Genomic DNA, 20,309 nt, shown 5'->3' on the forward strand with positions numbered 1-20,309 from the left:
GCCCTCGTACCAAAAGCTGTGCACTCCGGACATGGCTCGGGGCGCACAGTCGTTTTCGGGTTGACACGTCCACGCGGTCGCCAGACGCTTCGGCCATGATTCCTTCCCTGCCAAACCTTCGGGCCTCCCGAGTCGTGCTCGCGATCGCCGTCGGCATGGCCGGGCACTCACTTCCGGGGAGGGCGCCTGTTGTTGCCGGGCAGGCGACTGGCGAGCAGAGCCTATCATCGCTCGAGACCGCCCGAGTGGAGCGAATGCTTGAAAGCCGGGTGGCCTGCCTCGGGTGTCATCAGATCGATGGTGCTGGCGGCCGTATCGGGCCATCTCTCGACGGATTGTCCGCTCGGTCGGACTTCGCTTATGTGCTGAGAGTCATACAGGATCCTTTGGGTCTCGGGCCGGCCACGACGATGCCTCATCAGGCGATGCCTCGCATGGAAGCGGAGCGCCTGGCCCATTTCCTCCTGTCGCTGGAGCCGAACACATCCACACCCGGACCGACGCCTGAGGCTCCCCCGCTTCTCGCCCCCTCGGACCGCCTGGATGGTAGCGCACTCTACGCACGACACTGCGCGGCCTGTCATGGTGATCAGGGAGGCGGGGACGGCTGGAACGCTCCTGCGCTGCCAATCTCTCCGACCACCCATGACGACCCCACACTCATGGGGCGCCGTCCAGACGACACCCTGTTCGACGCCATCTATCGCGGTGGATATGTACTCGACAAAAGTGCGCGCATGCCCGCCTTCGGGGCGATGCTCGAGCCAGGCCAGATCCGTGCCCTCGTAGGGTACATCCGCAAGTTGTGCGGATGCGCTCAGCCCGCCTGGGCTGGCGGCTCATGAGCAGGCGACTTCGCAACGCGGCCCTCGTGCTTGGCCTCACACTCGCCGCGTGCGATGCCAACGATTCCAACACTGCGACAACCGCTTTCCTCGACTTCCCTGCACCCACTGCCGCGCCAGCGCGTACCGTATCAATAGGCGACTTTGCAGGCGCGGAGGCATGTGCCAGCTGCCACTCCGATCAGTACGATGCGTGGGCAACATCGACGCACGGACAGGCCGGCGGCGTTCCTGGACCCGACATCGTCGTCGCTCCATTCACCGGCCGCTCCATCCAGTTCGCTGACGCGACGGTTACACCTCAAGTTCGCGGTGGCACGTATGAGTTCGTGGTGCAGCAGGGGGGCTTTGAAGAGTCGACGTTCGAAGTCAGCGGGGTGATCGGTGGGGCACATATGATCGGAGGCGGCACACAGGGCTTTATCACCGGCCGAACCGATGGGACCGAGCGTTTCCTGCCGTGGGACTGGTCGGGTGCCTCATCAGAGTGGTTCTGCAACACCGGCTCAAGAACCGATCAGGGCTGGGAACCCATAACCTCCGACATGCGCCTCGCCGACTGTGGCGACTGGCCGCCTGTGCGCCCGATCGGCACCATCGATCGGTTCGCGAACTGCCAGGAGTGCCACGGCAGTCAGGTCCTGACCGAGCTCGATCCAGGATCCGGATATACAACCCAGTACACGACCCTTCAGGTCAACTGCGAATCGTGTCACGGGCCAGCTCAGCGTCACGTCGATCTCGCGAGCTCCGGCGTCATTTCTGCGGACGGTGACATGGGTATCGAGAGCCTCGTATATCGGGACAAAGACGAGTCGCTGTCGGTCTGCTTCCAATGCCACGCTCTCAAGGATGTCCTCCAGGAAGGCTACCTGCCGGGCGAATCCCTCGAGGCCTTCTACGCGCTCAAGTATCCAGTTCTGGGCGACCAGCCCTACGCTCCCGACGGTCGAGTTCGGAGCTTCGCGTATCAGGCGAATCATCTCGCCAGCGCGTGTTACCTGCTCGGCCCGATGGACTGTGCGAGCTGCCACGAGCCACACGCTCAGGGGTATTGGGACATCGACCGCAGGCCGCTGGCAGATCCGCTTGACGACGGGCAATGCACGTCATGCCATGTTAGCAAGATGCTCGACGTCGAGGAGCACACCTTCCACCCTGCTGAATCGGATGGATCTCAGTGTGTCTCATGTCACATGCCCTATCTGCAGCATTCGGAGGTCGGTGCCGGCATTGAGTTCGCACGTTCGGACCACACGATCGCGATACCGCGCCCAGTCTTCGACGGAGACATCGGTCTCGAGGGGGCATGCGTCCAGTGCCACACCGACCAGACTCCGCGGCAGCTTCAGTCTCAGATGCGGACGTGGTGGGGTGAGCTAAAGCCTCATCGCCCACTCGTAACCGGAATTGCGACCGAGTTCCGGGCCAGGAACGTCTCCGAGGCAGCAGATCTGCTCCTGCACCCGGAGGAAAACGATCCGTTCATTCAGTTCCAGGCGTTAAGTCGACTGCTGACGGCCTACCTGCAGGCGGACGTCGCAGCAATGCCGGAGAACGTCGAACAAGGCTTGCTCGCTCTGACGGCAAGCGAAGACCTGGACGTTCAGTCGCTCGCACTCGCGGCCCTTCACTGGACCCGCGGTGACGATCCGGCGGTCCGTGCCCGCCTGGTGGAGGCCCTGTCCAGCGCGGCCACAGACGGTCCGCTCCGTGGACGCTGGATCCTGGCGCTTGGATTCCTGGGCGACCGCGCGCGGGACGACGCGGACTACGCGACGGGTGCCATCGCATACCGAAAAGCGCTGGAACTGAGTCCCAATGACCCCCGGGTGCTTCACGCCCTAGGACAGCTACACAATCGATCGGGCTCATGGCCGCTGGCGATCCAGGCGATCGGGCAGAGCTTGGTCGCAGACCCTGATCAGCCCCTCGCGTGGGTGAATCTGGGTATCGCCCAGGCTGGAAATGGTGACCCCGAAGCCGCCCGGACCTCTTACGAGTCGGCGCTTCAGCTCAACCCGCATGAGCCACTCGCCCACTTCAACCTCGGCAACGCGCATCAGAGGGCTCAGCGCCACGAGGAGGCAGCAATCGCTTACGCACGGGCCGTCGACGCCGATCCGGGACTCGGGCTCGCGCACTTCGAGCTGGGCCGCACTTACATTCGTCTGGAACGATTCGAGGACGCGCTCAGACATGCCCGACGGGCCGTCGAGTTCTTGCCAGACCATCAAAGTTCACGCCAGATGCTCGCCGACCTCGAACGCGCGCTCGGCGAATGAACCACGACGAGTACCTCCAGCACGACGCGACAGCGCTCGCCAGGCGCGTCCAGGCCGGTGACCTAAAGGCCGACGAACTGGTCGAGATAGCTCTGGCGCGCATCGAAGCCTTCAATCCGAGGCTCAATGCCGTGGTCCGACTGATGACGGATGACGCCCGTCGGAGCGCAGCGAACCCCCTGTCTGGACCCTTCACCGGCGTGCCGTTTCTCGCGAAGGACCTGGGCAGCATGTACGCCGGGCATCCGACCTCATCCGGGTCGCGCTACCTGGCCAACACGGTCGTCGGCTGGGACAGCGAACTCGCCAGCCGAGTGAAATCCACCGGAGTCTCCGTGGTGGGGAAGACGAACACGCCCGAGTGGGGACTGCTGCCGGTTACCGAGTCAGCCCTCTTCGGACCATGTCGGAATCCTTGGGACAGAGATCTGTCTCCGGGTGGGTCAAGCGGTGGGGCCGGTGCAGCAGTCGCTACGGGCATCGTGCCTATGGCGGGGGGAGGCGACGGCGGCGGCTCCATTCGTATTCCCGCGTCCTGCTGCGGCCTTTTTGGCCTGAAGCCGACCCGAGGACGCACCCCGACCGGCCCGAATCGGGGTCAGTTGTGGCGAGGAGCAACCATCGAGCATGTCCTCACGCGGTCGGTGCGCGATTCGGCCGCAATGCTGGACGCGACGGAGGGGCCGGACGTTGGCTCAGCGTTTGAGATTGCGCCTCCCACCCGCGCCTACACGGAAGAGGTCGGTGCTCCGGCCGGCCGGCTCAAGGTCGCCTGGACGACGACCCCGTGCGTACCAACCGACGTACACCCGGACTGCATCGCCGCGGTCGAGGACGCTGCCCGACTCCTTGAGGAGCTCGGGCACGACGTTGTCGAGGACGACGTCCCGATCAATGGTCAAGAATTCTCCCAGAACTTTCTGACCGTGGTCGCGGGGGAACTCGGAGCGGATCTCCGTGATGCCGAACGCTTCGTCGGCCGACCGCCCGGCCGTGGCGACCTTGAACCGAGCACGCGCGCGCTCGGGTTGATCTCGGAAGCTCTGTCCGCACAAGAATTCGCCGGAGCGCTGCGAGGTCTGGAACTCCTCGGTCGACAGGTCGGCACCTTCTTCGAGGACTACGACATCATCCTCACTCCCACGCTCTCCAAGCCTCCACCACCCATCGGCACGATCGGGTCGACCGCGGCCGAGCAGGCGCAACTCCGTTTCCTCGGACTATTTGGGTCGGGCCGCCTCATGAAGGCGGCGGGACTTATCGAGAAGGCGGCCCAGAGTGCGCTCGACTTCATTCCGTGGACGCCCATCTACAATGTGACCGGACACCCCGCAATGTCCGTTCCGCTCTTCTGGAACAGCGCCGGCCTTCCTGTAGGTGTGCACTTCGTAGGCCGTTTCGGTCGCGAAGATGTCCTCTTCCGGCTGGCCGCCCAACTCGAAGAGGCGCGACCGTGGTTCGACAGGCTCCCCCCGATCGCGAGAGAACCGGCCGGCGCAACGTAGCCGCTATCAGTTCGCGCGGAACCCGATCGGGCTCGACACCAGCACAGAAACGTGGCGATCCGAGTTCAAGGCGGGCCGAGCTCGACCAACTGAGTGAAGAGTTGGTCATGCCTGGCCGGCGCAGCACCCTCAGCGGACACCGACATCCTCTTAAGTCAGGATCGCTCGCAGAAAGTCTGCAATAACGCCATGCACGGCATCATTCGAGGCAGGAGAGAGTATGTCACCCGCAGGCACATGCCCCGACGGGTCCTCGCTTAGCAGGTCGGTGAGCTGCGTTACAATGGCAGGCGGCATCCGCTCGACGACTCGCGCCGTCTCCGTCGGGTCCACGACCTGATCATCCGTCGAGTAAACCACTAGGGTCGGGGTGGTGATCCCCGAGACGTCGAGAGGGCGCACGAACTCGACGAGTCCCATCATGGTTGCGATTGCAGAGATCGGATAACACGTAGTCCAGTGACACGCCTGCTCACCGTTCTCAGCGGTGGAGCACCGCTCCGTACCAGCTACGAGCCGAGCGACGAGCGCTCGCCAGGATAGCAACATGATCCGCGCCTGACTGTCGCTGGCTGGTAGTTCGGCGACAGCATAACGACGGCGCCGAGTCGATCCTGTGCTTCCTCACGGGTAGCGGCCCACATGGCGAGCGTGCCCCCTGTGGAGGTCCCGATGAGTACCACGGTCTCTCCCAATCCTGCCACCGACGCCGACAGCCTCCGCGGCATCAGACAACCAGCCCTCAACGGTCGCCTCGGCCATCGCCGGGCCGGGCCGTCCGTGCCCCATCAGTCTCGTGAAATGGACGTTCGCAACGAATGTCGAGGCCAGATCCGATACCACTGGCTCGATCTCGTGTCGGTCAGCGGAGAAGCTGTGCAGGTATACGATAGAGATCGGTGTGCGTGCGCGAGACTCCGTGTCGTGCCAGACGCTTCCTCTCGCGTCCCCGGTTCGAATCTCGGGGATACCACCTTCTTCGCTCGCAATCCAGCGATCCAGATCGTCCGTAGGGGAGGCTTCTCGCCACTCAACCTCGAAGCGCACCCGAGGACCCATGACCACGGCAAGCACCAGCCCAACACCCACCGCGACGCCACCGAGCCGCCGCCTTGAGGACCGTGGTTTCCGCGTCGTCATCACTGTCCACGCTGCCGGCGCACTCTTCTGGTTGCCTTAAATCCTACCCCTGCTCAGAGATCACTTTCTTGCTCGTCAACTTGAGGCCCAGTGTCTCTCCCTTGAGGATGGCCGGTACGCCCTCATCCATCCACACCGGCGCCGGTGCATCCATGAGGTAATGGTCGAAGAACTGCTGCATGCGTACCGCCCAGTCTCGCTGATTGTGCTCCTGTCGCAGCCCGTGTGCCTCGCCATTGTAGTTGAGCATCCAGACCGGCTGGGCCAGCCGGCGCAGCGCCACGAAGAACTCGATGCCCTGGTACCACGGCACGGCCCCGTCGGCGTCGTTGTGCATCATCAGGAGCGGGGTGCTGATCTTGTCAGCCGTGAAGATCGGCGAGTTCTCGATGTAGCGAAGAGGAGTGTCCCAGAGGGATCCACCAATTCGACTCTGCGTTCGCTCGTACTGAAACGCCCGGCTCATTCCCGTCTGCCAGCGGATACCGCCGTAGGCGCTGACCATATTCACTACGGGAGCACCCGCCTCAGCGGCCGCGAAGAGGTCTGTTCGAGTAACCATGTACGAGATCTGATAGCCGCCCCACGAATGCCCTTGGACACCAATCTTGTCGCGGTCGACGAAGCCTCGGTCGACCAGACCGAGAACGCCGGGCACTACAGCATCAACAGAACTCTCGCCGGGGTACCCGATCTTGTAGGGGATGTCGGGCACGAACAGCAGGTAGCCACGGCTCACATAGAAGCTACGGTCGATCGAAGAGCTTCCGGCGGCGGGAACGAAGTACTGGTGCAGGCCGTCCGAGGACCTCTCGTAGAAGTACACCATCATCGGGTACTTCTCAGTGGGGTCGAACCCGTCTGGCTTGTAAAGAATTCCTTGCAGCGGAGCCCCGTCGCTCGACGTCCATTCCACGATCGCCGCACTCCCCCAACGGTACTCTGATTGCTGCGGGTTCGCGTCCGTCACCTTCCGGGGGTCCTCGAGCGCGGAGTTGGTCACCCAGATGTCTGGGAATTCCTCAAAGGTCGAGCGCGTGAACGTCACGATGTCCGCGTCCTCCGCCCTTCGCACTCCGGCAAACCGTGCACCAGCCTCTATCATCGCCTCGGGGGCATCGCTCCCCTCGAATCGGTCGGTGTAGATGCCGGCGTCCTTCGTGTACAGGTGGAAGGAGGAGAGCATCACGTCGTCGTCCGCAGGCACCACAGGGTCATCCCGATCCAGATCGAGGTACCGGAAACGGGTATCCGTGGCCCGGCCAACGCCTTCGGTGAGGTTACGCGGTGCGTCTCCACCCGTTGGGTCGATGGCCCAGATGTCGAACTGATCGTACACCACGAACGCTTCATCATCCGCAGTCCAGCCGGCGGACCCGTACGAACGCAGCGCATCAGGATGGTCATCGAGCAGGTCGTGGAAAGGCACGGCCATGTCGCCCGTGAGATTGATCGTCTCACCGGTCTCGACGTCGACCCCGAACCACGCTTTCTCGAATCCGTCCCACCGTGTCACATAGCGCTCGGACGGCGAAAGGGTGCCATCCCCGCGGATCATCTCAGCCGCGAGTCGACGGGAGCCGTCTGTCACATCGACTAGGTAGAGATCCGAATAGAAGCCGTCCCACGAGATCAACTGCCGATAGGGCACATCACTCGACCCCAGCGCCACATCTCCGTCTCCGTCGGAGCCAACCTCGACGTCCGGCATGTCCGGGGTCGCCAGCTGCAGCGTCCGGCCACTCTCCAGGTCGAGCATCGCTTGGTAGGTGCGCTCCCGCTCTCGCTCAGCCTGGACCAGCTGCATTGGCTGAAGCAGCGGGTCCTTCCAGTTCCAGATGTCTACCTCAACTCGATCCCCCTCTGGCGTCTCGTTTTCGGCGTCGGGGCGCGGGGCGATGGCGGTCCCGAAAAACACTCGATTTCCCGAGTCCGAAAAAGAGATGTCACCGTTCTCGCTCGGGGCCCATCCCGCAGTCAAACCCGATCCACCCGGCGCTACCCGAGCCGTCGCCGCGCCATCCTCCGCGACATACAGCGCGAACGCAGGAGCTTCGTTCGTCCGGTCATCCCGATCTGTCAGAAACGCAGCTTCACCTTCGTCGGAGACAGCAAGCTGCACGTAGCGGCCCTCTCCGAACGCTACGGCATCTGCGGATTCAGTCGTCCCTATGCGGAACACACCATCCGCGCTCCCATCGAGGCCTGAAGCCGTGTAGAACATCGCCGAGCCACCCGAGGCGAACTGGTAGTCGACGACGTGGTCGAAGCGGCGCTCCGATCCGGATTCGAACGTACGGACGACCAACGTGGCACCGTCATCCAGGCGAGGCGCCGAATCCTCATCGTCATCCTCTGCCGCTTCGTCGTCCGAGTCGGCGGCATCGTCCGAGACATCGTCACCGGCGGACTTGCGCAGATACGCGAACCAGTCGGCATCCTCCTCTGGCATTCTGAAAGACTGCACGTCCGCGACACGGGTCACAGAAAAGTTGGACAGGTCGACGATGGCGAGAGAGTCCCCGGGCAGGTCGTCCCCACCCTGTCCATCCTCACGAGCAGCATCGACCGCACCTTCCATCGGTGCGACGAGCGAGACGAGATAGCGGGAATCCGAAGTAAAGCGGGGAGAGGCGCCACGCTCCACCGTCACGCTTCGGTCACCGGCGAGGCTCTGAATCACGAGGGAGGCGTCTCCGCCCCCCGGCACCAGCCGGTAGGCAAGCCATGACCCATCGGCCGACATCAAATCATTCTGGATGCGATTCCAGAGATCGTAGTCCGTGTGCTCAAGCACACGGGGCTCCTGAGCTGCGAGCGGGCCGGCGATCAGAAGCAGCGGAAGAAGTCGCAGAAAGGCAGGGATGATCTTCATAGCGAAGCCAGTTTCGATGTCGGGAATCCGAAGCCTACGGTACCTGCCGTCCACGGCCCCGGCAACGGAACCCGTGGGCATCTCACCCTTCATGCAACTGGCGACAGGACTTCGTCCAGACCACGTTATCCGCCGCTCTGCACCTCCCTTATGAAACCGATGACGGCTACCTCGACGATGATACGATCCTCAACCCTCCTCCTCTCCTGCATGTTCGCCCTCGCGGCATCAGCAGCCGCTCAGTCAGGTACTGAGCGCGGGGAGTGGGCAGTGTACGGGGGCGATGCCGGGCACACGCGGTACGCACCTCTCGATCAGATCGACGCAGAGAACGCGGGCACCCTCGAGATCGCCTGGCGCTGGAGCGCACGGAACTTCGGGCCGAACCCGTTCGTCCGGTCGTCGACGACGCCGCTAGTGGTGGACGGGGTGATGTACGCGACAGCCGGCATGCGTCGAGCCGTAGTTGCGATTGATCCTGGGACAGGAGAGACGCTCTGGACCTGGAGCATGAACGAAGGCGAGCGCCTGGCCAGGGCACCGAGACCGAACCCTGGTCGTGGAGTGAGCTACTGGTCTGACGGGGCTGGGGACGACCGCATCCTCTCGGTTACGCCGGGATACCACATGGTGGCCCTCGACGCCGACACCGGATATCCGGTCGAAGAATTCGGGGATGGCGGAACGCTCGATCTCATGGAGAACCACCGGTCCCGCGATGGAATTCCACTGGTCGGGACGATCGGCTCAAGCTCACCTCCCACCGTCGTCGGTAATGTCATCGTCGTCGGATCGGCTCACCACGTCGGCCTCCGTCCGCCGTCGCGTGTGAACACTCCCGGGGATATCCGAGGCTTCGACGCCCGCACCGGAGACCTCCTGTGGACATTCAAGACGATCCCGGAGCCAGGAGAGGAAGGCCACGACACCTGGCTGAACGAGTCTGCGAGCTACACTGGCAACGCAGCGTCCTGGCCACCCATCTCTTATGATGCCGAGACCGGCTACGTCTACGTCCCGACCGAGGCAGCGACAGGCGACTACTACGGGGGACACCGGCCCGGGAACAACCTGTTCTCGACGTCGCTGCTCTGCATCGACTCCAGGACCGGCAAGAAGATCTGGCACTACCAGATCATCCATCACGACATCTGGGACTGGGACAACCCGACTTTCCCGATCTTGGCCGACATCGACATCGACGGCGTGCCACGGAAGATCGTCGCTCAGCTCACCAAGCAAGGCTTCACGTATGTGTTCGACCGCCTCACGGGCGAGCCCGTATGGCCGATCGAGGAGCGTGAGGTCCCGCAGACGGACGCGCCGGGTGAATGGACATCACCCACCCAGCCCTTTCCTACGAAGCCACCGCCGTTTGAGCGTCAGGGCTTCACCGAGGACGATCTGATCGACTTCACGCCGGAGATCAAGGCACGGGCGCTGGAAGCGGTCGCGGATTATCGAATGGGTCCGATATTTTCGCCGCCGTCCATAATTGACGCGCCGGACGGAACCATGGGGACACTGTCCCTGCCTAGCACGATCGGCGGCGCCAACTGGGAGGGCGGGGCGCTCGATCCCGAGACGGGAATGCTGTACGTCGGCTCCCAGACGAACGCTTCGATTCTCCAGTTGATCCCTGGCGGGGATCAATCGGACATGGATTACATCTTCGGTTTCGCGCGCGCCTCGATCGCGCGCGGCGTACCGATCGTAAAGCCGCCCTGGGGCCGGATCACCGCTCTCGACCTTTCGTCAGGGGATATGGCATGGATGGTCCCCAACGGCGACACCCCGGAGGGAGTAGCCGAGAGTCTCGGCATCGATGAGTCGCTGGTACCCCGGACTGGAAAGGTCTCACGGGCCAGCGTGCTGGTGACCCGGACGCTGCTGCTCTCAGGTGAAGGGGCTTCCGGGGCGCCCACGTTCCGTGCACTCGACAAGGCAACCGGAGCCACGATCGCCGAAATCGAGCTTCCCAACGCACAGATCGGCCTGCCCATGACCTACATGCACGAAGGCCGGCAGTACATCGTGATTTCGGTCGGAGGCGGCGGCGAGCCGGCCGAACTGATCGCGCTGGCGCTTCCATCAGACTGAACTGAGTAGGTGCCAGGGTCTAAAACGGCCCCCAAACTGCGTTACGATGGAGCATATAATGCCAGGCATCGACCACGCTCGTTCGCATCCTGCGCTGACCGACGCGCAGACGGGGCTGGCAAATCGACTACGCTTCGATCTGGTGTACAACTACCTGTTCCTTGCCAGGAACCCTGGGTTTTCGTTCACGGTCCTGCTGGTGTCGGCCGAATAAGAGGAACGTGCGTCGACGCCTGAGATCCGAGCGATGGGGCAAGCGATTGAATTCCACGACCCGAGACTCTGACCTCGTCTCTCACATCGGGCGGGGGCCGCTATGTCGTCCTGGTACTTGGGACAAACCTACAGGGCCGATCGTATCGAGGCTGCGCTGATGGACCTCGCTCCGGGCAATATCTGCTTCGTCCTAGCTGTGTACTCCGACGAAATTCAGAGCTCCCTGGCCTTGCTTTGCTCAGCTGATACGGCACTCCTGGCTCCTGAAGCCTCCGGCGGCGGAATGGAATTCGCCTAGCCGACTACTCCACTCGGCCGACGGTCGGCCTCAGCAGTCGACGAGCTCGATCGCGTCGGGCTGATTGGGCACCACACACAGGAACGAGAACCCGTTCTCCTCAGCCTCGTAGTTGTGCTGCACCCCGCCGGGGATATACACCACGTCACCCGCCTTCACGTGGTGGACATCGTCACCGATCTGCACCTTAGCACTACCACTCAACACGTACTGTTCGTGCTCGACCTTGTTCGTATGAAGCGGCATGCCTCCACCGGGCTCCATGATGAAGCGCCGGAGTGCGAAATTCGGGCCCTGATCGGGACCGATGAGGATTTGAATCTTCGTGTCCTTGCCAGCCTTCACTTCTTCGGCGGGCAAAGTATCGACATGTCGTACCGACATCGCTGAAAACCTCCGGGAATCACACATGAGACGTAGCAAGAACAGGAGCAAAAGTCTGCTCGGTGCGCAACTCACGGCCCTGTTCGTCATCGGCGGCTGTCAGTCGAACGACGCGGAACCGTCACTCATTCCAGTAGAACAGCGTACGCCCAAGGTTCTGCTCATCGGCATCGACGGTGTCCGCGCTGACGTCCTCGCCGAGGTGCTCACCCCGAACATAGACGCGCTCGCCGCGGTCGGATCCTTCACGGCCCGGACCCGAACCACGACGCCGTCCGTGAGCGGCCCGGCGTGGTCCTCCATGCTGACGGGCGTCTGGCCGGAGAAACATGGAGTGACAAGCAACGATTTCACGGGCCGGAGTTACGGGGAGTATCCAGATTTCCTAACTCGCATTGAGCAGGACAACCCGAATATGGCCACGTTCGCCGCGGGCGACTGGATTCCACTCTTGGAAATCGAAGGTGGCAATCCCACGCTCTCACACGAGATCGACGTGAGGTTTCCACTGGACGGCTATGATCTGGGCTGGGCCGAGGGGGATGCAGAGGCCACATCGCTTGCGGTGCGTCATCTCAACGAGGCGGACCCTGACGCGATGTTCGTCTACCTCGGGAATCCCGATGAAACCAGTCATGAAACGGGCTCGATCGGATCAGAGTATCGTGCAGCGATAGCCCTTTCCGATCAGCACGTCGGGGCACTCGTCGCGGCCGTCCGTTCGCGGCCGAGCTTCAGGGCAGAGAACTGGCTGATTCTGATCAGTACCGATCACGGGCGCACCAGCGACGGTGACCACGGCGGTGACTCGCCAGTGGAAATGACGACCTTCATCCTGGCCAGTGGCCCTGGAACTGCGATCGGAACCCCCTCCGAGGAAACGTTCATCGTCGACGTCGCAGTGACCGCACTGGACCACCTCGGCATCGCCATCGACCCAACCTGGGGTCTCGACGGGAATCCAGTAGGAGTGCGCTGACCCGGGAGCCAGTCCGTTTGTCGAGCGAAACGATGGGGGCGGCGTAGGAGCTTCCCCACACTTCCTGATTCACCCCAAGATCGATTCCCGTGTCAGCCCTTCAGCCGATACCGCGAGATTCGAGGCGGTGGATCGATGTAATAATTGAAGTGCATTTATTCTCGCCTTGGACGATCGAGTTACTGATTTTCAGGCGTGACTTTGGCTGATCCCGGCACCCTCATTTTCGACGATGGCAATGCCATCAGCAGGGAGGCTCTCAACTGCCACCTGCGCCTTCTCAAGGAGACGGTCGAGCAGGAGTTGGTCGGTCTCCGACTGCACAGCGCCTTCAGCCTCCTAGGTCAACTTGACGGTCTAGATCAAGTCATATTCACTCTCGAAGTCATCGACCGGAATGGACGTCTCACGGGTTTGACGAAAGCCGACTTCGTTGAGTGCATTGCCTTAGGATTCAAAGCTGACGCTCTGATATGCCGAACCGTAGCGGCGGAAGACTCTGCTGCTCAAGTCAGGAACCTGGGGTTAGCAGTGCGGCCAGTTCTTCCGGTGTGAGGTCCAAGGCAGACTTGGCGCCCATGCCTCCAGCGATACGCTTCTTGGGGCCCTTGAACTTCGACTTGCCCTCAGTGGGAGGTGCGCCCGCATAATCGAACTCGTCGAGGTGGATCTTGTCCACACCGCGACCGAGGCGGTGCTCCAGACTCTTGATCGCCCCCAGATCGCCAGCGGTGACAAATGTGATCGCTGTTCCAGTCGCGCCTGCGCGACCGGTTCGTCCGATGCGGTGAACGTAGTCTTCCGGATCAAGCGGGACATCGTAGTTCACGACATGGGTAATTCCATCGACGTCGAGCCCGCGCTGGGCGACGTCGGTGGCGACCAGCACGCGAACTTCACCCTGGGCGAACCGCTCCAGGGCACGCGTCCGAGCCTTCATGTGCTTGTTGGAGTGCATCGCATCGACCTTGATGCCTTCGCGGCTGAGCATCCCTTCCAGGACGTCGGCGCCGGCCTTCGTCCTCGTGAAGATCAACACATGATCCCATCCCGGCTCCTTGATAAGACTGCGAAGCAGATCGTTCTTCTTGTCGGGCTTCACCGAGTAGAAGCGCTCGTCGATGCCGTCTGCGGTCGTGCCCGGAGGCGTCGCCTCGATCCAGAGGGCTTCGTTCGTCAGGCGCAAAGCGAGGTCGTGAACGCCGTTTGGCATCGTCGCGCTGAAGAGCATCGTCTGACGCTTCTTCGGCATGCCTCGAAAGACATCCTCAATCTGAGGCCGGAAGCCCATGTCGAGCATCCGATCAGCCTCGTCGAGTACGAGGTAGTTCACCTTGCTCAGGTCAACACGCTTCGACTGCATGTGGTCGATGAAGCGCCCAGGGGTAGCGACAATCACCTCGTAGCCCTGCTCGAGAGCTTTGATTTGATGGGTGTAGCTGACGCCCCCGAAGATCGCCTCAGAGCGAATGCTCGTGCCCTTAGAAAGCTCCACGGTGTCATCCGAGACCTGCTGAGCCAACTCACGGGTCGGACAGAGCACGAGTACCTGCAGGCCTCCTCCGATGTTGATCCGTTCCAGAGCTGGAATCATGAAGGCCGCGGTCTTCCCGGTCCCGGTCTGAGCGATGCCGACGACGTCGGATCCGGTCAGTCCGGCAGGAATTCCCTGGGCCTGAATAGGAGTGGGGACTTCCCAGCCAAGCGCCTCGACGGCAGCCAGGCGTTCGGGTGATAGCCCAAGATCAGAAAAGCGTTTTGTATCCGGCACGAAGCTATCCTTCCAACGAGAGCTCCGACCGTTACGAAATCGAGGGCGAAGCAGGAACGGGGGAAAGCTAACGAGCTTCAAGTGCGCGTCCCAGACAAAACGGTGGCCGCGCCCCGGAGACACCTCCGAGAAAGCGAACAATGCCCGGCCCACGCATGCAAAAGTGAAGCCCGGACAGTGGCCGCGTGGAACAACTGACTCAGAGGGATGTCGGCTTAGGTCAACCTATCTCTTATCCCAATTCACGAGCGAGAAAATGGAAACTGGCGACCCTCTTTGAGGATGTTGTTCAGGCCCACCGGAAGAAGACAGTCACCTGCCCCACCATGTCCCGGAGGGAAATTCCTTGCGAAGGGGGTGATGCTCAAACAAATTGGCCGCCGAGTGAACCAAACACCCGCGCGGCTCAAGTGAGCGCCCAACCAATCTGGCACTCGGACGATGGACACGAACAATTCCGACTCCCCTCGCACGTCGGTTCTTTTCGTCTGCCTCGGCAACATCTGCCGATCGCCTCTCGCCGAGGGGATCTTTCATCATCTCGTCGATGAGGCCGGACTCTCGGAGCGCTTCGACGTCGACTCGGCCGGCACCGGATCCTGGCACCTAGGCGAGCTACCCGACGCCAGAGCCAGCATGGTCGCCAGTCAGCATGGCGTCGAGCTCACCACGCGCGCTCGACAACTGACGCCGGAAGACATGCAGCGCTTCGACGTCGTGATTGCAATGGATCATGAGAACCTGCGCAACATCGAGCGTATGGCTGACGCTGCAGGATCCGAAGCCCGGATCAAACTACTGCGGGCCTACGACTCGGACGGTGACGGGGAAGAAGTGCCGGACCCGTACTACGGTGGTGCCAGTGGATTCGAAAACGTCTACGAGATGGTCCGGCGCTCCTGTCAGGTACTACTCGAGGAACTGCGCGCGGCGTAGTTGTCCACGTGGTCGTCCAACGGCCACCGAATTTGTCAGGCGGTCGAGTCGACACCGACCATCGCCCCGATTCGTCCGAATCCCTCTTCAAGAATTTCGTCTGAGGTCGCAAAGCTGAGTCGAACCCACCGGTCGTCACCGAAAGCGGCACCCGGAACCAGGGCGACCCCCTGTTGCTCAAGGAGATCGGAGCACCACGCCGTGGCGCTCTGGACCTCCCCATCGAAAAATCCGTCGACGCGGAAGTAAAGATAGAACGCTCCACCCGGCTCGACATAGGCGACACCGGGGAGAAGGTCCTTAAGTCGTGCTACTACGAGGTCCCGGCGTCGACGAAAGGCGGCACCCATCTCGTCGAGGGAGGCATTGGCCGAGTCCTCGTCGGAGTAGGCCGCCAGCGCCGCGACCTGTGAGGGCGTCGCTGCATTCGAAGTGATCTGACTCTGAAGCGCGGTGAACTTCTTGGCGACCTCCGGATCCGTCCACGAATACCCGATGCGCCAACCAGTCATCGCATAGCTCTTCGATGCTCCATCGATGAGAACGAATGGCCCGAGACTTCCCTCGGGGAGATCGAGAATCCCCGGCGCGGCACCGTCGCCATCGTGGTAAATGTTTCGATAGATCTCATCGCTCAAGAGCCACACACGGCGGTCTCTGCACCACTCCGCGATCGCCTGCAGTTCGGCCGTGGAGTAGATGGCACCCGTGGGATTGCTTGGGCTGTTGATCACCAGGCCTCGAGTAGCGTCTGTGACCGCCGCATCGAGTTCGGCTGGCGTAATCTTGAAGTCCCTCGACTCTTCGCCGAAGACGGCCTTCGGCTCAGCACGGGCGATTGTGACGAGGTCTGGATAGGTGGTCCAGTAGGGCGCGGCGATCAGCACTTCATCGCCGGGGCCGAACAGCGTAAAGATTGCGTTGAAAAGGCACTGCTTCGCTCCCGCAGTGACGACGACGCCCTCCCACGACATCTCACGATTCGCCCGTTTTGAGAGATGACTGCCAATGGCTTTCCGTAGATCCTGGATTCCGGCAGGCGGCGTGTATCTTGTTTTTCCCGCTCGGATTCCGTCGATGGCAGCCTCCGAAATGAACGCAGGGGTGTCGAAGTCCGGTTCGCCCGCACTCAAATTGATGATGTCCCGACCTTCTGCGGCCAGCTTCTTCGCGAGAGTACTGACTGCGATCGTGGCGGATGGCTTGAGCTTTTCGACGTTGGAGCTGAACTGCATCGGTACCTCGGCCTAAATTCTGCAGGGGGGTGAATATGGCGGTAGCCCATTCCGCATGAAAGCGCAGACGCACGCCGCCACTGGACCGAGCTACAGGCACCGATCACCTTCCGCCCCCCATGAACACACCAATTCCTCACCTGCATTTCGACTTCGTCGACCCGCGCTCGTGGTTCGTATCGCAGTTGATCGAAGCAGACGAAGCGCTCACACCTGCTACGATCGTTTGGTCCGGCTTCGAGACACGGCCGCCGCCGACCGTGATGGTCAGCCGAGACGACCCGGCCCTGGATGACCTCTGGTCGGAAGCCCACGCGATCGCGGCGGAACTGGAGATCACGCTCAATCCGCCCCCGCTAGTGCCGTGGACAAGGAAGGCACACGAACTGGTCTTGCACGCCGAGAGGTCAGGCTCAGGGCCCCAGCTGCGGCGTTCGATCTTCGAGGGATACTTCATGGAGGGGCTCGACATCGGACGCGTCGACGTGCTCGTGGAGCTCGCCCGGGCGACGGGACTCGACCCCACCGAGGCCAAGGCGGTCCTCGATGTGGACCGATTCCAGGCCGAGGTTATCCAGAGACAGGCCGAGGCGATGCAGCGTGGGATCACCCAAGTGCCGGTCCTGGAGTTAGGCGACGCCCGGCTCACGGGCTTCCACAACGCCGCTGTCCTCCGCACCTTTCTCAGCATCTGATCTTCATCCCCCGACACCCATCGCAACGAATCATGGCCGGTTACCAACGCAAGACGGCATTCTCGCCCCAGGAAATTCTGGAGAGAGCACAGGGATTTCTCCCTGACATGCTCGGATTGAGCCGTTCGAAGGAGTCCTCGCACAGCGCTACGTACAACGGCGCCGAGGGCACCGTCACAGTATCTGCGCATCGCCACGGCCCCTACACAGATGTAGTTGCGAACACCGACCGACTGCGTACGTCGAGGCTCGATTACGAAGTGCAGCGATTCCTTAATCAGCTGCCGTACGAGCCCGGAGACGCAGGTGGTCCCGGCTCAGGCGCGCCGAGCTGAAGAGAACAACGTGGAAAACTTTGAAGACCTCGGCGTCGCACCCGAGCTAGCCGAGGCACTCGCTGCCGAAGGCATCGAAACCCCTACCCCCCTCCAGAGAGATGCCATTCCGATCATTCGGAAAGGCAACAACCTCGTCCTGGAGGCGGGCCCAGGCAGTGGTCTCCTCGTCGGATGGGCGACTGGTCTGATTGAGCGGATCGAGGCGGCCGGTGAGGGCCCCCGGGTCTTGGTTCTAAATTCAACGGACGAAGCCGCCGATCAGTTGGCCGAGGCCATGGCTCGCCTGACGGTCGGTACCGACCACCGTGTGGCGGCCCTTGGCGGAGCCTGGGTGCGGCCCGAGAAGGCCGACATCGTCTTTGGGACGCCCACGAGCATCCTGCAAGTCGTGGCCGAGAACAATCTATCGCTCGCACTCGTTGATGCAGTTGTTGTCGATCAGGCACAGCTCCTCGAGTCAGTCGGGCGTCTTCCGGGGGTTGAGCAGGTCTTCGATTACCTGCCCGAGGGTACACAGCGTGTACTGTCTGCCTTGCCCATAACGCCGGCAGTTGCTGATCTGGTGGATCGGGCTTTCAAACGAACGGTGACAATTCCGTCGACAATGAACGAGGTCACCGCAAGCCGGGGCACCGTTCGCTTTCGGATCACACCTGAGCCGCGTGAAGCGGCTGCCCTGAATGTCATCGAATCGCTTCTGGGTGACGGAGCCCGGCACGCGCTGGTCTACTGCCGGACAGAGGACCGAGCGGCTGATATCGGCGATTACCTCACGCTGCACGGATTTACCGCAGGGGCACCGGGTGACGAGTCTGTGCCGGTCTGGCTGGGCGTGGACGCGCTCGAGGCCCGTGCCCAGGCTAAGGATGTCGAAGGTGTGGTTGTCGTGAGCTGCGACTGCCCCGCTGATGACGACACATTGGATCGCCGTCATTCGATGGGCGCCGACAACGTCGTGGTGCTGCTTCCGCGAGAAGTTGCGCATCTCAAACGACTCGGGCGACGCACCGGCTATGAGACAGTCCCGTTTCCACCGAAGTCCGGGCCGAACGACAGTGTCGCTCAGCTGCGTGAGTCGATCGATCGCGCTATGGAGACGGAGGACATCACCCCCTACTTGGTGGCGCTCGAGCCTCTACTGGCCCGCTACGATGCGGCCGAGATCGCGGCAGCGGCCCTCGCGCTGCTCAGGAAGAAGACAGCGCCCGCAGCTCCGGCATCGCCAGCTCAGCCACACCGTGCTGCGGCACAAGCAACCGGGACGCCCTCCTGGGCGAAGCTCTTCATCACCGTGGGTGAACGCGATGGTCTCGAGAAAGGCGACCTGCTCGGAGCGATTACCGGCGAAGCCGGAATCGATGGCGCTGCGGTCGGGCGCATCGACATCAAGGAGAGCCACTCGGTCGTCGAAGTTCACGACGCGGTCGCCCGGAATGTGATCCAGGCACTCAACGGGACGTCGATCAAAGGGCGTTCGGCCCGCGTTGACTTCGACCGGCCCCGGAAGACACCAGCACGGCATCCCAAGTCTCGTAACTGACCGCCGGGCAGACCGTCCAAAAAAAGAGACCGTGTCGCTTTCGCGACACGGTCTCTTTTTTCTCGGTCAGCAAGGGCAGTACAACGTGCACCCTCACTAGCCTGACATCAGGCTCTCACACCCCGATCGGGCAAGAACTACTGGATCGCGTCTTTCAGACCCTTACCAGCCCGGAACGCCGGCGTGTTCGTGGCCGAGATCTGAATCGTCTCGCCCGTGCGCGGGTTACGGCCCTGACGAGCCTTCCGGTGCTTCGACTCAAAGGTGCCGAAGCCAGTGATCTGAACGCGCTGCTTGTTTTTGAGGGCTGCGGAGATGATCCCATCAGCCGGAGCGAACATGGCATCAACTGCACGAGCGGCGTCAGCTTTGGTCATACCCGTGGCGTCGGCGAGGGCATCTACGAGGTCGGACTTGTTCATTTGGCGGCTCCCTACGTTAGAAACAGAGTGAAGAGTGTGCGGCCGGAGCCGCTCTGATTTGCAGGTCCGGAAAGCCTCTCGAAAGAGAGGGTCAAACACTCGAAAATCCGCATGGGATCAAGTGTTTCCGAACCCATGGCTCCTGTACCAAGGTACGGTACAGGAGCCGCGAGCGGCCGTCAAGGGAAGAGGGTGCCAAAAACCGCATAAGGCCTAGTTTTTCTGCCCATTGCGACACATTCGCAATGATTCGACCTCGAACAGAGAAATTCAACACGAGCGCCGAGCTCGACCGGGCGGGAGTCGCCGTATCGGAGGAGGGTTGCTACTCCTCGACGGTCACGTCGACCAGACGAAAAACCCGACCGTACAGACCAAGGCGAGCTACACGGTCAGCATGAGGCCGGACAAACCGACGGCTGAGACTTTGAAGAACGACTTCATGGGGTTCCCCAAAAGACGTTGTGCTTCCTGAATCGTCCTGCGGAGCGCAGCGAGCCCGGGTTTCGGTACTACTTGTAGCGGTACGTCACGCGACCACGCGATAGGTCGTACGGGGACATCTCGATCTTCACCCGGTCGCCCGCGAGCACCCGGATATAGTTCTGCCTCATCTTGCCCGACAGATAGGCCAGAACCTTGTGGTCATTCTCGAGGGTTACGCGGAACGTCGCATTGGGGAGAACCTCGGTAATGGTCCCTTCGATTTCGATCGCGTCTTTCGCCACTACGTGTCGACTTCCGT

20 protein-coding genes are annotated in these 20,309 nt (G+C 62.1%); 11 read left to right on the forward strand and 9 right to left on the reverse strand.

Translation table 11 applies throughout. From position 1 onward, the window contains the following. Nucleotides 1–95: 95 nt before the first annotated feature. Genes OSA81_04535 through OSA81_04545 form a run of 3 tightly spaced genes read left to right on the forward strand, consistent with a single transcriptional unit; the run spans nt 96 to nt 4,635 of the window. Nucleotides 96–845: a c-type cytochrome gene (locus OSA81_04535; protein MDE0898263.1), complete on the forward strand. Its 750-nt coding sequence runs from the start codon at nt 96–98 to the stop codon at nt 843–845. Next, on the forward strand, nt 842–3,130 hold the full coding sequence (locus tag OSA81_04540; protein MDE0898264.1) for a tetratricopeptide repeat protein: 2,289 nt from the start codon (nt 842–844) through the stop codon (nt 3,128–3,130). The genes OSA81_04535 and OSA81_04540 overlap by 4 nt, the downstream gene beginning before the upstream one ends. Then, nucleotides 3,127–4,635, forward strand: coding sequence for an amidase (locus tag OSA81_04545; GenBank protein ID MDE0898265.1), 1,509 nt, complete (start codon nt 3,127–3,129; stop codon nt 4,633–4,635). The genes OSA81_04540 and OSA81_04545 overlap by 4 nt, the downstream gene beginning before the upstream one ends. Nucleotides 4,636–4,785: 150 nt before the next feature. Here the strand turns inward: OSA81_04545 and OSA81_04550 are convergent, their stop codons facing one another. The 3 genes from OSA81_04550 to OSA81_04560 all read right to left on the reverse strand — a co-directional run bounded on the left by OSA81_04550 (nt 4,786) and on the right by OSA81_04560 (nt 8,731). Then, nucleotides 4,786–5,184, reverse strand: a complete 399-nt coding sequence (locus OSA81_04550; protein ID MDE0898266.1) for a hypothetical protein — start codon at nt 5,182–5,184, stop codon at nt 4,786–4,788. A 75-nt stretch (nt 5,185–5,259) separates the two neighbouring features. Beyond that, nucleotides 5,260–5,775, reverse strand: a complete 516-nt coding sequence (locus tag OSA81_04555; GenBank protein ID MDE0898267.1) for a hypothetical protein — start codon at nt 5,773–5,775, stop codon at nt 5,260–5,262. A gap of 43 nt (nt 5,776–5,818) precedes the next feature. Then, a complete protein-coding gene (locus OSA81_04560) occupies nt 5,819–8,731 on the reverse strand; it encodes a prolyl oligopeptidase family serine peptidase (protein MDE0898268.1) in 2,913 nt (970 codons plus the stop codon). Between the two features lie 96 nt (nt 8,732–8,827). Here OSA81_04560 and OSA81_04565 point away from each other — a divergent pair, with 96 nt between their 5' ends. From OSA81_04565 to OSA81_04575, 3 genes are all read left to right on the forward strand, one after another. After that, complete coding sequence (locus OSA81_04565) at nt 8,828–10,750, forward strand: PQQ-binding-like beta-propeller repeat protein (GenBank protein ID MDE0898269.1); 1,923 nt, start codon at nt 8,828–8,830, stop codon at nt 10,748–10,750. Between the two features lie 58 nt (nt 10,751–10,808). Further along, on the forward strand, nt 10,809–10,964 hold the full coding sequence (locus tag OSA81_04570) for a hypothetical protein (GenBank protein MDE0898270.1): 156 nt from the start codon (nt 10,809–10,811) through the stop codon (nt 10,962–10,964). Nucleotides 10,965–11,066: 102 nt separating this feature from the next. Next, the gene (locus OSA81_04575) at nt 11,067–11,264 is read left to right on the forward strand and encodes a hypothetical protein (GenBank protein ID MDE0898271.1); all 198 of its coding nucleotides are present in this window, start codon (nt 11,067–11,069) and stop codon (nt 11,262–11,264) included. A gap of 30 nt (nt 11,265–11,294) precedes the next feature. Here the strand turns inward: OSA81_04575 and OSA81_04580 are convergent, their stop codons facing one another. Continuing rightward, a complete protein-coding gene (locus OSA81_04580) occupies nt 11,295–11,648 on the reverse strand; it encodes a cupin domain-containing protein (GenBank protein MDE0898272.1) in 354 nt (117 codons plus the stop codon). A gap of 25 nt (nt 11,649–11,673) precedes the next feature. On the opposite strand from OSA81_04580, the gene OSA81_04585 reads away from it, so the two are divergent. Next, nucleotides 11,674–12,627 carry an alkaline phosphatase family protein gene (locus OSA81_04585; GenBank protein MDE0898273.1) on the forward strand — a complete coding sequence of 318 codons (954 nt, stop codon included), beginning with the start codon at nt 11,674–11,676 and terminating at the stop codon, nt 12,625–12,627. Nucleotides 12,628–12,816: 189 nt separating this feature from the next. Here OSA81_04585 and OSA81_04590 read toward each other — a convergent pair whose 3' ends face one another. Beyond that, the gene (locus OSA81_04590) at nt 12,817–12,951 is read right to left on the reverse strand and encodes a hypothetical protein (protein MDE0898274.1); all 135 of its coding nucleotides are present in this window, start codon (nt 12,949–12,951) and stop codon (nt 12,817–12,819) included. A gap of 187 nt (nt 12,952–13,138) precedes the next feature. Further along, nucleotides 13,139–14,398 carry a DEAD/DEAH box helicase gene (locus OSA81_04595; GenBank protein MDE0898275.1) on the reverse strand — a complete coding sequence of 420 codons (1,260 nt, stop codon included), beginning with the start codon at nt 14,396–14,398 and terminating at the stop codon, nt 13,139–13,141. A 441-nt stretch (nt 14,399–14,839) separates the two neighbouring features. Between OSA81_04595 and OSA81_04600 the strand changes: the two genes are divergently transcribed. Further along, the gene (locus tag OSA81_04600) at nt 14,840–15,334 is read left to right on the forward strand and encodes a low molecular weight phosphotyrosine protein phosphatase (protein MDE0898276.1); all 495 of its coding nucleotides are present in this window, start codon (nt 14,840–14,842) and stop codon (nt 15,332–15,334) included. A gap of 35 nt (nt 15,335–15,369) precedes the next feature. Here the strand turns inward: OSA81_04600 and OSA81_04605 are convergent, their stop codons facing one another. Beyond that, the gene (locus tag OSA81_04605; GenBank protein MDE0898277.1) at nt 15,370–16,569 is read right to left on the reverse strand and encodes a pyridoxal phosphate-dependent aminotransferase; all 1,200 of its coding nucleotides are present in this window, start codon (nt 16,567–16,569) and stop codon (nt 15,370–15,372) included. Nucleotides 16,570–16,688: 119 nt separating this feature from the next. Here OSA81_04605 and OSA81_04610 point away from each other — a divergent pair, with 119 nt between their 5' ends. From OSA81_04610 to OSA81_04620, 3 genes are read left to right on the forward strand one after another with little or no spacing between them, the layout of a single operon-like run. Continuing rightward, nucleotides 16,689–17,264 (forward strand): DsbA family protein, encoded by a 576-nt coding sequence (locus tag OSA81_04610; GenBank protein MDE0898278.1) that lies wholly within the window; start codon nt 16,689–16,691, stop codon nt 17,262–17,264. A gap of 32 nt (nt 17,265–17,296) precedes the next feature. After that, on the forward strand, nt 17,297–17,599 hold the full coding sequence (locus tag OSA81_04615) for a hypothetical protein (protein ID MDE0898279.1): 303 nt from the start codon (nt 17,297–17,299) through the stop codon (nt 17,597–17,599). 10 nt (nt 17,600–17,609) lie between these two features. Continuing rightward, a complete protein-coding gene (locus OSA81_04620) occupies nt 17,610–19,142 on the forward strand; it encodes a DbpA RNA binding domain-containing protein (protein MDE0898280.1) in 1,533 nt (510 codons plus the stop codon). Nucleotides 19,143–19,279: 137 nt separating this feature from the next. Here the strand turns inward: OSA81_04620 and OSA81_04625 are convergent, their stop codons facing one another. Together OSA81_04625 and infA are read right to left on the reverse strand one after the other, a co-directional pair. Then, a complete protein-coding gene (locus OSA81_04625; protein MDE0898281.1) occupies nt 19,280–19,564 on the reverse strand; it encodes an HU family DNA-binding protein in 285 nt (94 codons plus the stop codon). A gap of 512 nt (nt 19,565–20,076) precedes the next feature. Continuing rightward, a complete protein-coding gene (gene infA / locus OSA81_04630; protein ID MDE0898282.1) occupies nt 20,077–20,292 on the reverse strand; it encodes a translation initiation factor IF-1 in 216 nt (71 codons plus the stop codon). Between the last annotated feature and the right edge of the window lie 17 nt (nt 20,293–20,309).

The sequence above is a fragment of the Longimicrobiales bacterium genome (assembly GCA_028823235.1).
In the GTDB taxonomy this organism is placed as follows: Bacteria; Gemmatimonadota; Gemmatimonadetes; order Longimicrobiales; family Gaopeijiaceae; genus UBA2589.